The organism is Ruegeria sp. CJ6, from assembly GCF_056536665.1.
Genome location: NZ_JBQFQB010000008.1, coordinates 50,029 through 64,914, shown reverse-complemented (window position 1 = coordinate 64,914; position 14,886 = coordinate 50,029). Strand labels below are relative to the sequence as shown.

Annotated in this window: 13 protein-coding genes; 11 read left to right on the top strand and 2 right to left on the bottom strand. The window is 57.4% G+C overall.

All coding sequences use genetic code 11. The features are described 5' to 3' along the window. Positions 1-65: 65 nt before the first annotated feature. The gene (gene secA / locus ACR0BT_RS19115) at positions 66-2,783 is read right to left on the bottom strand and encodes a preprotein translocase subunit SecA (protein WP_170426291.1); all 2,718 of its coding nucleotides are present in this window, start codon (positions 2,781-2,783) and stop codon (positions 66-68) included. Positions 2,784-2,959: 176 nt separating this feature from the next. On the opposite strand from secA, the gene ACR0BT_RS19110 reads away from it, so the two are divergent. The 3 genes from ACR0BT_RS19110 to mutT are packed head-to-tail and all read left to right on the top strand — an operon-like array spanning position 2,960 to position 5,434. Next, positions 2,960-3,808 carry a peptidylprolyl isomerase gene (locus tag ACR0BT_RS19110; protein ID WP_170399297.1) on the top strand — a complete coding sequence of 283 codons (849 nt, stop codon included), beginning with the start codon at positions 2,960-2,962 and terminating at the stop codon, positions 3,806-3,808. A 4-nt stretch (positions 3,809-3,812) separates the two neighbouring features. Further along, entirely contained in the window at positions 3,813-5,039 is a 1,227-nt protein-coding gene (gene argJ / locus ACR0BT_RS19105; RefSeq protein WP_170399294.1) for a bifunctional glutamate N-acetyltransferase/amino-acid acetyltransferase ArgJ, read from the top strand. Then, the gene (gene mutT / locus ACR0BT_RS19100; protein ID WP_170334201.1) at positions 5,036-5,434 is read left to right on the top strand and encodes an 8-oxo-dGTP diphosphatase MutT; all 399 of its coding nucleotides are present in this window, start codon (positions 5,036-5,038) and stop codon (positions 5,432-5,434) included. Before argJ ends, mutT begins: the two co-directional genes overlap by 4 nt. A 16-nt stretch (positions 5,435-5,450) precedes the next feature. Here mutT and ACR0BT_RS19095 read toward each other — a convergent pair whose 3' ends face one another. Then, positions 5,451-5,960, bottom strand: coding sequence for an LCCL domain-containing protein (locus ACR0BT_RS19095; protein ID WP_223117285.1), 510 nt, complete (start codon positions 5,958-5,960; stop codon positions 5,451-5,453). A 189-nt stretch (positions 5,961-6,149) separates the two neighbouring features. Between ACR0BT_RS19095 and ACR0BT_RS19090 the strand changes: the two genes are divergently transcribed. The 8 genes from ACR0BT_RS19090 (at position 6,150) to ACR0BT_RS19055 (ending at position 14,844) form a co-directional block, all read left to right on the top strand. Further along, positions 6,150-8,093, top strand: a complete 1,944-nt coding sequence (locus ACR0BT_RS19090) for an AMP-binding protein (RefSeq protein ID WP_170515296.1) — start codon at positions 6,150-6,152, stop codon at positions 8,091-8,093. A gap of 75 nt (positions 8,094-8,168) precedes the next feature. Beyond that, positions 8,169-8,987: an ABC transporter ATP-binding protein gene (locus ACR0BT_RS19085; protein ID WP_170399285.1), complete on the top strand. Its 819-nt coding sequence runs from the start codon at positions 8,169-8,171 to the stop codon at positions 8,985-8,987. A gap of 29 nt (positions 8,988-9,016) precedes the next feature. Beyond that, entirely contained in the window at positions 9,017-10,003 is a 987-nt protein-coding gene (locus tag ACR0BT_RS19080) for a branched-chain amino acid ABC transporter permease (protein WP_170408767.1), read from the top strand. 3 nt (positions 10,004-10,006) lie between these two features. Then, the gene (locus ACR0BT_RS19075; protein WP_170408766.1) at positions 10,007-10,264 is read left to right on the top strand and encodes a hypothetical protein; all 258 of its coding nucleotides are present in this window, start codon (positions 10,007-10,009) and stop codon (positions 10,262-10,264) included. Positions 10,265-10,267: 3 nt separating this feature from the next. Continuing rightward, complete coding sequence (locus ACR0BT_RS19070; protein WP_170408765.1) at positions 10,268-11,344, top strand: branched-chain amino acid ABC transporter permease; 1,077 nt, start codon at positions 10,268-10,270, stop codon at positions 11,342-11,344. Between the two features lie 73 nt (positions 11,345-11,417). Beyond that, positions 11,418-12,701, top strand: a complete 1,284-nt coding sequence (locus ACR0BT_RS19065) for an ABC transporter substrate-binding protein (RefSeq protein ID WP_170408764.1) — start codon at positions 11,418-11,420, stop codon at positions 12,699-12,701. A 72-nt stretch (positions 12,702-12,773) separates the two neighbouring features. Further along, positions 12,774-13,607, top strand: coding sequence for an ABC transporter ATP-binding protein (locus ACR0BT_RS19060; protein WP_170399269.1), 834 nt, complete (start codon positions 12,774-12,776; stop codon positions 13,605-13,607). A 19-nt stretch (positions 13,608-13,626) separates the two neighbouring features. Further along, positions 13,627-14,844, top strand: a complete 1,218-nt coding sequence (locus ACR0BT_RS19055) for an acyl-CoA synthetase family protein (protein ID WP_170426281.1) — start codon at positions 13,627-13,629, stop codon at positions 14,842-14,844. Positions 14,845-14,886 lie beyond the last annotated feature (42 nt).

The window sequence follows — 14,886 nt, the reverse complement described above, 5'->3', positions numbered from 1 at the left end:
TGCTTCCCAATCAAGGCCAATATGTGGCCGTGAGGCGGACTCATTGTGGTGGAAAGCAGGTGACGTTAAGTCAACCTGCCGTGGCAATGTTTGAATTTTTTCCCCGAGCCACAGGGGCAAGGATCATTGCGTGACGGGTTACCCCAAGTCGAAGGATCATCCTCAACAAAACCCGGACGACTGTCACCAGACGCTTCGGCTTCGGCGATCGCCTCGGCATTCCCGGCAGCTTGATCCACAGCTTTCTGCGCCTGTGCCTGTTGCGCTGCCATCTGCGCGAGCATTTCCTTCTGTTCTTCTTCGCTCAGCGGGCGCACGCGCGACAATTGCTGAGTGACGGTTTCGCGCAAGGAATCAAGCATCCCTTCGAACAGCTGGAAGCTTTCGTTCTTGTACTCGTTCAGCGGGTCGCGCTGTGCATAGCCACGGAAACCCACGACCGAGCGCAGATGTTCCAGCGTCAAAAGATGTTCGCGCCATTTGCCATCGATAGTCTGCAGCAGAACCTGCTTTTCGATGTTGCGCATGTTTTCCGGGCCAAACGCCACGGCCTTCTGCGCCATCATTTCATCGGCGGCCTTGATCAGACGTTCGCGGATTTGCTCGTCATCTACGCCTTCCTCGGCGGCCCAGTCCTGAACCGGCGCATCGATGGTCAGCTTCTCTTTGACCGCTTCGTGCAGACCTTCTGTATCCCATTGATCTGCATATGATTTTGGCGGCATGAATTCGTCGATCATATCGTCGATCACCTGCTCACGCATATCGGACACGACATCCGACAGATCATCTGCTGACATGATTTCACGCCGCTGGCTGAACACGACTTTCCGCTGATCGTTCATCACGTCGTCGAATTTCAGAACGTTTTTGCGCATGTCAAAGTTGCGACCTTCGACCTTGGATTGCGCCCGTTCCAGCGATTTGTTCACCCAGGGGTGAATGATTGCCTCGCCCTCTTTCATGCCCAGCGTGGTCAGGACCTTGTCCAGACGTTCCGAACCGAAGATGCGCATCAGGTCATCTTCCAGGCTCAGGTAGAACACGGTGCGGCCCGGGTCACCTTGGCGTCCCGAACGCCCTCGCAGCTGGTTGTCGATCCGGCGGCTTTCATGACGTTCGGACGCCATTACGTAAAGACCACCGGCCTGCAGCACCTTTTCCTTTTCTTCCGCGTGCTTGGCTTCTTCTGCCGCACGCAACTCGGCCGGGTCAGCCTCGGGGTTTTCGGCCAGCGCCTGTAGCACCTTCATCTCAACGTTACCGCCCAGCTGGATGTCAGTACCGCGACCCGCCATGTTGGTGGCGATGGTCACCGCACCCAGACGGCCGGCATCTGCGACGATCTGGGCTTCCTGTTCGTGCTGACGGGCGTTCAGAACATTGTGCTCGATACCCTCCTTAGTCAGCATCTGGCTGATCACTTCGGACTTTTCGATCGACGTGGTACCGACAAGAACCGGCTGACCTTTTTCACCGGCCTTTTTAACCTGTTCAATAATGGCACCGTATTTTTCGGCTGTCGTGCGATAGACCTGGTCGTCTTTGTCCTCACGCGCGATTGGTTTGTTGGTCGGAACCTCGACCACACCCAAACCATAGATTTCCTGAAATTCTTCCGCCTCGGTCAGCGCAGTGCCGGTCATGCCGGACAGCTTGTCATAGAGGCGGAAATAGTTCTGGAATGTCACGCTGGCCAGAGTCACATTCTCGGGCTGAATCTGTACGCCTTCCTTGGCTTCGATGGCTTGGTGCAGACCCTCCGACAAGCGGCGGCCCGGCATCATCCGACCGGTGAATTCGTCGATTAGCACCACATTGCCATCCCGAACGATATAGTCCTTGTCACGTTGGAACAGTTTATGCGCGCGCAGGCCCTGATTGACGTGATGCACTACAGTGGTGCTTTCGGGGTCGTACAGCGAATGCCCCTCGGGCAGCAGACCCGCTGAAAGCAGTTGCTGCTCCAAAAACTCGTTGCCTTCATCGGTGAACGTCACGCTGCGGCTTTTTTCATCGAGCGAGTAATGATCGTCCTGCAGCGTCGGGATCACGGTATCGATGGCAGTATAAAGGTCCGATCGGTCTTGTGCCGGCCCCGAGATGATCAGCGGCGTCCGCGCCTCATCAATCAGGATCGAGTCGACTTCGTCGACGATCGCGAAATTGTGGTGCTTCTGATAGACCTGTTCCAGATCGGCCTTCATGTTGTCGCGCAGATAGTCAAAACCCAACTCATTATTTGTGGCATAGGTGATGTCACACTTGTACGCCGCCATCTTCTCGGCATCCGGTTGGCCCGACCAGATCACACCGGTCGTCATGCCAACGGACGCAAACACCTTGCCCATCCATTCCGAGTCGCGCTTGGCCAGGTATTCGTTCACCGTGACCACATGCACGCCCTTGCCGGTCAGAGCATTCAGATAGGCGGGGAAGGTGGCGACCAGGGTTTTGCCTTCACCCGTTTTCATTTCCGAGATGTTGCCCTGGTGCAGGAACAAACCACCCATCAACTGCACATCAAAGGCCCGAAGACCCAGGGCGCGCTTGGCCCCTTCGCGGACATTGGCAAATGCTTCCGGCAGCAAGTCATCCAGCTTTTCACCGTCCAGCGCTCGTTTGCGCAGCTCAGCGGTTTTCTCGATCAGGCCATCGTCGGTCAGGATCTCGAACTCCGGCTCCAGCGCATTGATCTTTTCGACCAGCGGGCGGGCCGCCTTGATCTTGCGGTCGTTCGGTGTTCCGAACACCTTTTTGGCGAGCGTTCCGAGTCCCAGCATGTTCACTCCAGCGGATCTGTTTTTTTCTTGGTTGCGACAGGCTTGCCCACCTTGCGCGCAGCCCCTAGATACGGGGGGTGAAAGGCGGCCCTGTCCAAGGCTTCAAAGCGATGTAAGGGGCAGGTTCCACAGTGTCAACGCTGCGCCCTGTCGCGGCAAAGAAATAGGATAATTCCATGCCCAAAGGCCTCACTTTTCTGCCATCGCTTGCGCTTGCTGCCGTGATGGCGTTGCCGCTGGCCGCCCAGGACGCACCGGATGCCAACACCGTGGTTGCCCGCGTGAACGGCGACGAGATCACATTGGGTCACGTCATCGCCACCGCCTCGGCGCTGCCGGCGCAGTATCAGCAGCTTGAAGATGAGGTGCTATATGATTTCATCCTCGAGCAACTGGTCCAGCAGCACCTGCTGAGCCTTGAACAGGAAGAGCTGAATACACTAAACGCCCTTCGACTGGAAAACGAAACCCGGTCCCTGCGCGCCGTACAAACCGTCGAAGCGCTGACAGCCGCCAGTGTCACTGATGAGGCCATACAGGCCGCCTATGACACGCAATTCGCCGAGTTTCAGGGCGAAGACGAGTTCAATGCCAGCCACATTCTGGTCGAATCCGAGGACGAAGCCAAAGCTGTCAAAGCCCAACTTGAAGAAGGCGCAGATTTCGCTGAGCTAGCGAAAGAAAAATCCACAGGACCCTCTGGCCCCAATGGCGGTGCGCTGGGCTGGTTCGGCAAAGGCCAGATGGTGCCCGAGTTTGAAGGTGCCGTGCTTGGCCTTGAAAAGGGTCAGGTCTCGGATCCGGTGCAAACCCAGTTTGGTTGGCACGTGGTCACGCTGAACGACAAGCGCAAGACCGAGGCCCCCGAATTGGCGGTCGTGCGCGATGAATTGGCTCAGACCATTCGGCAAGAAGCAATTCAGGCCAAGATTGACGAGTTGACGCAGCAAGCGCAGATCGAGCGTCCCGCGCTCGAGGGCGCCGGCCCCGAGGTCATGCGCCAGCTGGAGCTGCTGCAGGAGTAACCCCGTGGCCACGATAACCAAGGTTTCACCGCTGGCCCCGGCGGCCTTCCCCGAATTGCCCGCGATCGACGGTGTGCGCTTCGCCACTGTCGAGGCTGGTGTCCGATATCAAGGCCGCACCGATGTGATGCTGGCCGTTCTTGATCCGGGCACCTCGGTGGCCGGAGTGTTCACCCGCTCGGCCACCCGTGCGGCCCCCGTTCTGGATTGTCAGGACAAGATCGGCGGGCCCGGCGACGGGCCTGCAGCGATCCTTGTGAATTCGGGCAACGCCAATGCGTTTACCGGCCATTACGGGCAGACCTCAGTGGCCGAGGTGACGCAAGCCGTCTCCAAAGCTACCGGTGTTGAGGTAGATCGGGTTTTTACCTCGTCGACCGGTGTCATCGGCGAGCCGCTGCCCCATGACCGCATCGTTGCACAGCTTGAGGCGTTGAAGGCGGGCCTCAGCCGTCACGCGATCGAGGACGCGGCGCGCGCGATCATGACCACCGACACCTTCCCGAAGGGGTCGTCGGCGCAGGTCGATATTGGCGGCCAAACAGTCTCTATTGCGGGGATAGCGAAGGGTTCCGGCATGATCGCGCCCGATATGGCGACGATGCTGGTTTATATCTTCACCGACGCTCAGATCGAGCAGACAGCGCTGCAGGCGATGCTGGGCGCGCAGACCGACCGGACCTTCAACTGCATCACCGTGGATAGCGATACCTCGACATCCGACAGCCTCTTGCTTTGCGCCACCGGGGCATCGGGCGTCGATGCCACCGGCAATGCCGCTTTCGCGCAAGCGCTGGAAACAGTGATGTTGGACCTTGCGCAGCAAGTGGTCCGCGACGGCGAAGGGGCCACGAAATTCGTCGAAATTCGTGTGACCGGCGCCGCCACGGATGCTGATGCCAAAACCCACGGGCTGGCTATCGCCAACTCCCCGCTGGTCAAAACCGCCATCGCGGGCGAGGACCCGAATTGGGGCCGCATCGTCATGGCCATCGGCAAATCCGGTGCTGCTGCAGACCGCGACCTTTTGAGCATATCGTTCGGAGACATCCTTGTGGCTGAAAAAGGCTGGGTCAGCCCCGACTACCGCGAGGAAGACGCTGCGGCCTATATGAAAGGTCAGGATTTGGTGATCGCAGTCGATCTGGGACTGGGTCAGGGCGCTTCCACCGTCTGGACCTGCGATCTGACCCACGGCTATATCGAAATCAACGCGGATTATCGCTCGTGAAGACAGTGTTAGTGTCTGCCGTGGCTCTGATCGACATCGAGGGCCGCGTCCTACTGGCTCAACGCCCCGAAGGTAAATCCATGGCCGGTCTCTGGGAATTCCCCGGCGGCAAGATCGAACCCGGAGAAACCCCCGAGGCCGCCCTGATCCGCGAATTGCACGAGGAACTGGGCATCGACACCTGGGCCTCATGCCTCGCGCCGCTGACCTTTGCCAGCCACAGCTATGACGATTTCCACCTGCTGATGCCGCTGTTTGCCTGCCGCAAATGGGAGGGGATACCGCAATCGAAAGAAGGACAGGCGCTGAAATGGGTGCGGGCGAATGATCTGAGGAACTACCCGATGCCTGCGGCAGATGTGCCGTTGATCCCGATTTTGCGGGATTGGCTATAAGCCCTTAAAAAAGACTCTAATCTGACTCAACTGGCAAAACGACAAAGCTTGGCAAATCACTGTGGTGCATGTCATTGCTGAACATATCGTTACGAAGGCAACCGACGTATTCTGCTTGAGGTTCCCTTTGTTCGATCCGGACTGGCCCGCCCTCAGGCGTAGCAATTCCCGCATGCACCGCGGCCATACAAATGTTGCTCCACCAAGCGTACACTTCGCATCCCTGTACATTGAACGGCCGTATCCGTTGCGCCTCTTTTGTGCACATGCACTCAATGGGTAAGTCAAGTTCACCAATATGGCCGGGGCAATCCTGTAACTCATCGGCTGAAATCGGTCGACTCCCGCTACCAGCGATCACAAAAATCGCGATGGCCACAAATATGATCTGCTGAGCTCTATGCATTATCAATTCTATCACGAACTCACGCATTGCCCAAAGAAACGCGGAGGTTGTATTCGCTTTTGGCAGCGCTGGTTTATCCAGTTCAACGATTTTTACATCTTGTACAACTCGGAACTTCACTCCTCCGCCCCTGTTACAATTCGTAAGAATTGAGAAAACATCAGGCAAAACTTGACGCTGATCGTTACGACGTCCCTTATCGGGGCATTGGCGTTCGGGCACCATCCCGAACCCGCCATTTTCGGCCCGGGGAGGGGTCGGATGGGGAGGAGAGAAAGATTGGCTCAGACGCAGTCGGGCGCTGAAGGGATGGACTCTCTTCCGGCGCTATTACACCGCAATGTGACCCAGTTCGGGGATGCCCCGGCCTATCGGGAAAAGGAATTCGGGATCTGGCAATGCTGGACCTGGGCGGAAGCCGCCAAAGAAATCCGTGCCATCGCGCTTGGGTTTCTAGAACTTGGCGTTGAAAAGGGTGACCATATTGCTGTGATTGGTCGGAACCGTCCCGCCCATTACTGGTCGATGGTTGCCGCTCAGATGGTAGGCGCGGTGCCGGTGCCTCTGTATCAGGATTCGGTCGCCGAAGAGATGGCCTATGTGCTGGAACATTGCGGCGCGAAATATGTGGTCTGCGGTGATCAGGAGCAGGTCGACAAGGTCATTGAAATTCAGGAAAACCTGCATCAGGTCAAACACATACTTTATACCGACAAGCGGGGGATGCGGAAGTATGACCACTCGCAGATGAACGCGCTTGAGGACATCATGGCCGAGGGCAGTGCGGGGCACGCGCGGTTTGATGCGGAACTGGACAAGCGCATTGCGGCGATCACTTACGATGATACCTGCGTGATGCTTTATACCTCGGGCACCACGGGCAAGCCCAAGGGCGTGGTGCTGTCGAACCGCAATGTTATCGAAAGCGCTAAGAACTCGGCGGAATTCGATCATCTGACCCGGAACGAAGACATCCTGTCTTACCTGCCGATGGCTTGGGTTGGCGATTTCATATTCTCGATTGGTCAGGCTTATTGGTGCGGCTTCTGCGTGAACTGCCCCGAAAGCGCCGACACGATGATGACCGACCTGCGCGAGATCGGGCCGACCTATTTCTTTGCCCCGCCGCGGGTGTTCGAAACCCAGCTGACCAACGTGATGATCCGGATGGAGGATGCGGGCAAGCTGAAGCAGCGCATGTTCCATTATTTCATGGCCCATGCCAAGAAGGTGGGTGGCCTGTTGCTGGACGGCAAGCCGGTGGGCTTTGGCGACAAGCTGAAATACACGCTGGGCAATTTGCTGGTCTATGGCCCGCTGAAAGATACGCTTGGCTATGGCCGGTTCCGTGTGGGCTATACGGCGGGTGAAGCGATCGGGCCGGAAATCTTTGATTTCTACCGCTCTTTGGGCATCAACCTGAAGCAGCTTTACGGTCAGACCGAAGCGACTGTGTTCATCACCGTGCAGCCGGATGGCGAGGTACGGGCGGATACGGTTGGTGTTCCGGCGCCGGATGTCGAGCTGAAGATCGATGATAAGGGCGAGATTCATTACCGCTCACCCGGCGTGTTCGTCGAGTATTACAACAACCCGGATTCGACGGCCTCGACTAAGGATGCCGAAGGTTGGGTGGCGACGGGGGATGCCGGGTTCATCGAGGAGAACTCCGGCCATCTGCGGATCATTGACCGTGCCAAAGACGTGGGCAAGATGGCTGATGGTTCGATGTTCGCGCCGAAATATGTCGAGAACAAGCTGAAGTTCTATCCCGATATTCTTGAAGTCGTGCTGTTCGGGAATGGCAAGGATCGATGCGTGGCTTTCATCAATATCGACCTGACGGCGGTCGGAAACTGGGCGGAACGCAACAACGTGGCCTACGCGTCCTATCAGGAACTTGCGGGACATCCTCGTGTGTTAGAGACGATTCGGAGCCACGTTGAAGAGGTAAACAAGTCGGTCGCGGCGGATGAAATGCTATCGGGCTGTCAGGTGCATCGCTTTGTGGTTCTGCACAAGGAACTGGATGCCGATGATGGCGAGATGACTCGGACCCGCAAGGTGCGGCGTGGGTTTGTCGAGGACAAATTCAGCGACATTATTGCGGCGTTGTATGACGGGTCGTCGAGCGTTTCGACCACGACTGAAGTGACCTATGAAGATGGTCGTAAGGGATCGATTTCTGCGACGTTGGAAATTGTCGATGCGCCAGTGGTTCCGGTCGCGCAGCACAAGGTGGCGGCGGAATGAGTGGGCTGACGCGCGCCGCTCGACCTGCGGTCATCGCCCCGCCCGCCGTCCCGTTTTTGTGTCAGGGAGGTTCTGATGCTGGATAACTCCGAAGGATATGTCACCGAAGACGGCCGCAAGATCGGCGGTGTGGTGATGGAGATGAAGAACATCACCCTGCGCTTTGGCGGCGTGGTGGCCATCAAGGATATCTCGTTCGACATCCGTGAGGGTGAGATCCGGGCGATCATCGGGCCAAACGGCGCGGGCAAATCCTCGATGTTGAATGTGATCTCGGGGTTCTATGTCCCGCAAGAAGGTGAGGTCTGGTTTCACGGCTCCAAGCGCCCTCCGATGCGGCCGTTTGAGGTGGCGCAGCAGGGGATCGCGCGGACGTTTCAAAACATCGCTCTGTTCGAAGGCATGAGCGTGTTGGATAACGTGATGACCGGGCGTTTGGGTTTTATGAAGACCAATATTCTTCAGCAAGCGCTGTGGAAGGGCAAGGCCGAGGCAGAAGAGACCGAGAACCGAGAGGCGGTCGAGAAGATCATTGATTTCCTTGAGATTCAGCACATCCGCAAAACGCCGGTGTCCCGCCTGCCTTACGGGTTGAAGAAACGCGTCGAACTGGCGCGCGCGCTGGCAGCGGAACCGAAATTGCTGCTGCTGGATGAGCCGATGGCCGGGATGAACGTCGAAGAGAAAGAGGACATGAGCCGCTTTATCCTCGACGTGAATGACGAGTTTGGCACCACGATTGCGCTGATCGAGCACGATATGGGCGTGGTAATGGATCTGAGCGACCGTGTGGTTGTGATGGATTACGGCAAAAAGATTGGTGACGGCACCCCGGATGAGGTGCGCAACAACCAAGAAGTCATTGATGCCTATTTGGGGGTCAGCCATGACTGAGGTCCGGGCAGAATTGGGGAGGGGCTGGCATGCCTGAACAATTAATCTTCGCGATGGAGGTCATCCTCAACGGTCTGATGGCTGGGGTGCTGTATGCGCTGGTCGCGCTGGGCTTTGTGTTGATCTACAAGGCTTCGGGGATTTTCAATTATGCCCAAGGGGTTATGGCCCTGTTTGCGGCGATGACGCTGGTCGGAATCATGAACGGGCAGGTGCCTTTTGCGCATCTGATCAACGCGACTTTCGGCACGCACGTCTATAATTTTGGTTGGAATGTGCCCGCGTTGCTTGCGATTATTCTGACCATGGCCGTGATGGTGTTGCTGGCCTGGTGCGTGCAACGGTTCGTCATGCGCCATCTGGTCGGGCAAGAGCCGATCATCCTGTTCATGGCGACCATTGGTCTGGCCTATTTCCTTGAGGGCGTCGCCGACCTGATGTGGGGGTCCGAGATCAAGACGCTGGATGTGGGTCTGCCGCAGGGTATCAACCTGTGGATTGACGAGACGACCTTTAATATCTTCGACTACGGTTTCTTCATCGACAATCTGGACATCGTGGCCACGATCATCGCAGCACTTCTGGTGGCGGCTCTGGTCGCGTTCAGCCAGTACACCAAGCAGGGTCGGGCGATGCGTGCGGTGGCGGATGACCATCAGGCGGCGCTATCGGTCGGGATTTCGCTGAACTTCATCTGGATCATGGTCTGGTCGGTCGCCGGGTTTGTGGCGCTGGTCGCGGGCATCATGTGGGGCACCAAATCGGGCGTTCAGTTCTCGCTGTCGCTGATCGCGCTTAAGGCTCTGCCGGTGCTGATGCTAGGCGGGTTCACCTCGATCCCCGGAGCCATCGTCGGTGGCCTGATCATCGGTGTGGGTGAGAAACTGTTCGAGTTCGCCATCGGCCCAATGGTTGGCGGTGCGACTGAGAACTGGTTTGCCTATGTATTGGCGCTGATATTCCTCGTGTTCCGACCTCAGGGCCTGTTCGGCGAGAAGATCATCGAGAGGGTTTAGGGCGTGACCAAGCTGATTGCTATCATCAACGTGATCGCATGGGCGGGGTTTTGGGCTTTCGGCTACATCGCCCTGACATCGAGCGATCTGACCGAGGGCCAACTTGTGATCGCTGTAATTCTGGCCTTTGCCGGGCTGGTCATGGGCATCCTGGCTTACATGAAACTGGTGCGCGCTTCCGAGGCCACCGGATATGCCAAAGGGTCCAATCAACTGGACGCCGCTGCCCGCAATCGGGCGCAGGAAGAATGGGGAAAGTAAGATATGTTCTATCGTGAGGCCGGGGATTTCAAAACCTCATATATCGCCGACAGCCAGACTTTCCCGATCAAGTTTGACCGGTATCGGTACTATGTCGTTCTGGCGGTGGCGTTTGGAATAATTCCGTTCATCATCAACGATTATTGGGCCAATGCGCTGCTTCTGCCATTCCTGATCTATGCCATCGCTGCGATCGGGCTGAACATTTTGGTGGGCTATTGCGGGCAGGTGTCGCTGGGCACCGGCGGGTTCATGGCTGTGGGGGCCTATGCCTGTTACAAGTTGATGACGGCTTTTCCGGATGTCAGCATGTTCATCCATGTGATCCTTGCTGGAGGGATCACTGCGATTGTTGGTGTTTTGTTTGGTCTGCCATCTCTGCGGATCAAGGGATTCTATCTAGCAGTCGCTACGCTGGCGGCGCAGTTCTTTCTTGTGTGGCTGTTTAACCGGGTGCCGTGGTTCTACAACTACTCGGCCTCTGGCCAGATCAATGCGCCGGAACGCGATGTGTTCGGCATCATTATCACTGGCCCGAATGCTCCGGCATGGGCGACTTATCTGTTCTGCCTGATCTTCCTGACCGTCTGTGCCATCATCGCGCGTAACCTGACCCGCGGCACCACTGGTCGTACCTGGATGGCAATCCGCGACATGGACATCGCGGCCGAGATCATCGGGGTGAACCCGCTCAAGGCCAAGCTGACCGCCTTTGCTGTCAGTTCGTTCTTCGTGGGCGTGGCCGGCGCGCTGTTCTTTGCGGTCTATCTGGGCGCGGTCGAGGTTGGAGAAGTGTTCGGCATTCAAAAATCGTTCCTGGTGCTGTTCATGGTGATTATCGGCGGATTAGGGTCTATTTTTGGATCCTTTGCCGGTGCCGCCTTCCTCGTGTTGCTGCCAGTCGTTTTGAAACTGCTTGGCGTCGATCTGCTGGGCTGGCCCACAGATATCGTGGCGCACCTGAACCTCGTCATCGTCGGTGCTCTGATCATCATGTTCCTGATCCTCGAACCGCACGGTCTGGCGCAGCTTTGGCGTGTGGCGAAAGAGAAACTCAGACTCTGGCCGTTCCCGCACTAGGGACCGGCCCAACGAAAAGACGGGTGTGAAACCCGAAACCCAACATCGGATCAACCAAGGGAGGAGACACCCGATGAAAAAGAAACTGGCAACCCTGGCGCTGGGCGCCGTTATGGCCGCAGGTCCGGTCATGGCCGACCTTGTATTCCCGTCGCTCAGTTACCGGACCGGGCCTTATGCGGCCGGCGGTATCCCATTTGCGGACGGATATGCCGACTACTTCACACTGCTGAACGAACGCGATGGCGGTATCGGCGGTGTTGCGGCCAACGTGATCGAATGCGAGACCGGATATAACACGGAAAAAGGCGTGGAATGTTATGAATCGACCAAGGGCGAAGGTGCTTTGGTCTATCAGCCCCTGTCCACCGGCATCACCTATCAGTTGATCCCTAAAGTGACCGCAGACGGCATTCCGCTGCACACGATGGGTTATGGCCGCACCTCGGCGGCGAACGGTAAGGTGTTCAGCAACGTGTTCAACTATCCTGCCAACTACTGGAACGGGGCGTCGGGCGCGATCAACTATCTGCTGGACGAAAACGGTGGCGACTTGAGCGGCAAGAAGATCGCGCTGGTCTATCACAACTCGGCCTATGGCAAGGAACCGATCCGTACGCTGGAAACACTGGCTGAAAAACATGGCTATGACCTGACCCTGCTGCCGGTCGACCACCCCGGTCAGGAGCAGAAGTCGCAGTGGCTGCAAATCCGCCGGGAAAAGCCCGACTATGTGATCATGTGGGGCTGGGGCGTGATGAACCAGGTCGCCGTGCAAGAAGCCGCCAATATCCGCTTCCCGATGGAGAACTTCATCGGTGTCTGGTGGTCCGGGGCCGAGTTTGATGTTGAGCCTGCGGGTGATAAGGCCACCGGCTACAAAGCGCTGACCTTCACCGGTCTGGGCGACGACTATCCTGTCTATGACGACCTGAAGAAATATGTCGTCGATGCGGGCAAAGCTGCAGGCGCCGGTGATCAACTGGGTACGGTGCAGTACAACCGCGGCCTCTATGCTGCGATGCTGGCCGCAGAAGCAGTGAAAACCGCGCAAGAAATGCACGGCACTGCCGAGATCGACGCATCGATGATGCGCGATGGCATGGAGGCGCTGGAGATCACCAACGCCAAGATGGAAGCGCTGGGTATGGCCGGTTTCGGACCTGAATTCGCGGTCTCATGCGAAAACCACGGCGGCCCAGGCCTTGTCGGCGTTGTTCAGTGGGATGCAGCGGCGGGTACCTGGAACTCGATTCAGGGCTTCGAACCGACTGACGCTGAGGTCATCAACGCACTGATCGACGAAGACTCGGGCGCATATGCTGCTGAGAACAATATTTCTCAGCGCTGCGAATAAGGTGCTCTGAACCAAACGGGGCGGCGGATCGCTGCCGCCCCGAACCCCACACTCGCACAAGGACACGCGCTGATGTTGGATGCGGCACAAACCACTGACGTGCAGGCGGAAACCCTGCTTGAGGTCAACAATATCGAGGTGATCTACAACCATGTGATCCTTGTTCTGAAAGGCGTCAGCCTGACTGTGCCCAAGGGCGGCATCACAGCCCTACTGGGTGGCAATGGTGCGGGCAAGACAACCACATTGAAGGCCGTGTCGAACTTGCTGCATTCGGAACGGGGCGAGGTTACCAAAGGCTCGATTAAATATCGCGGCGAGGGCGTGCATGAAAGCGACCCGGCTGCCTTGGTTGAGAAGGGCGTCATTCAAGTCATGGAAGGCCGCCACTGTTTCGAACACCTCACAGTCGAGGAAAATCTGCTGACCGGTGCCTATACCCGGAAGGACGGGTCTGCCGCGATCCAGCAGGACCTTGAATTGGTTTACAATTACTTCCCACGCTTGAAGGAACGCCGTCGTAGTCAGGCCGGTTATACTTCGGGCGGTGAGCAGCAGATGGTTGCAATGGGCAGGGCTCTGATGTCGCGCCCCGAGACCATCCTTCTTGATGAACCCTCAATGGGTCTGGCTCCGCAACTTGTCGAAGAGATTTTTGGCATAGTAAGGGACCTGAACGAGAAGGAAGGCGTGTCCTTCCTGCTGGCCGAGCAGAACACAAATGTGGCTCTAAGGTTTGCTCATTACGGTTATATTCTGGAATCTGGCCGCGTGGTGATGGACGGCCCCGCCGCTGAATTGCGCGAAAACCCGGACGTAAAGGAATTTTATCTCGGCATGTCTGACGAAGGCCGCAAGAGCTTTCGAGATGTGCGCTCATACCGCCGCCGCAAGAGATGGCTGTAAGCGGGTGGAGGATATTTCAATGACCTATTTTGATAAGCTTGAAACCCGATCCGCTGACGAGCGCACCGCTGATCACGCGCGCGCCTTGCCAGAACAGATTGCCCGCGCGCAAAAAGCGCCCGGATATGCCGGCATCCTGTCCAACGTGGACGCCGGCACAGTGACAGACATGCAGGCGCTGGCACAACTGCCGGTTCTGCGAAAATCCGATCTGACAAAGGCGCAGGGCACCCGACCTCCGTTTGGAGGGTTCACCGTAAAACCGGCGCGGAATTTCCAGCATGTCTTTCAATCTCCGGGGCCAATCTATGAACCCGGCAGCACTGATCACGACTGGTGGCGCATGGGCCGGTTCCTGAATGCTGCTGGGGTTGGTCCGGGCGATATCGTTCAGAACTGTTTTGGCTATCACCTCACCCCGGCGGGCATGATCTTTGAAAGCGGCGCACAGGCCGTTGGCGCGTCGGTCCTGCCTGCAGGTACAGGTCAGACCGAGTTGCAGGTGACCGCCGCACGCGATGTGGGTTGCACCGCATATGCAGGTACGCCTGACTATCTGAAAGTTATTCTGGATAAAGCCGAAGCCATGGGCGTCGCGCTGAAATTTTCCAAGGCCGTTGTGGGTGGCGGGGCGCTGTTTCCAAGCCTACGACAGGATTACGCCGATCGGGGCATCGTCTGTCTGCAATGCTACGCGACCGCTGATCTGGGCAACATAGCTTATGAAAGCCCTGCGATGGAGGGTATGATCATCGACGAACACGTGATCGTTGAGATCGTCACCCCCGGCACAGGAACCCCGGTTGCACCTGGTGAAGTAGGTGAGGTGGTTGTGACCACGCTGAACCCCGATTACCCGTTGATCCGATTTGCCACCGGTGATCTGTCGGCGATCATGCCCGGAGAGTCTCCGTGCGGGCGCACAAATATGCGTATCAAAGGCTGGATGGGTCGCGCCGATCAGACCACCAAGATCAAGGGCATGTTCGTCCGCCCCGAACAGGTGGCCGCGCTGGTCGACAAGCATGATGAAATCGTCAAGGCGCGTGTCATTGCGGCGCGACAGGGCGAGATGGATACCATGACCGTTCAGATCGAAAGCCCCTGCGAGAACGATGGTGCCTATGCAAAATCGGTGGTCGAAGTCCTGAAACTGAAAGGCGCGATTGAAGTTGTGGCGCCGGGCTCTTTGCCCAAAGATGGCTTGGTGATCGAGGATCAGCGCGTTTATGAATAGGGATCTGCGGCAAACATTGCCGCAGTTTTTGTTAGTGGGCCC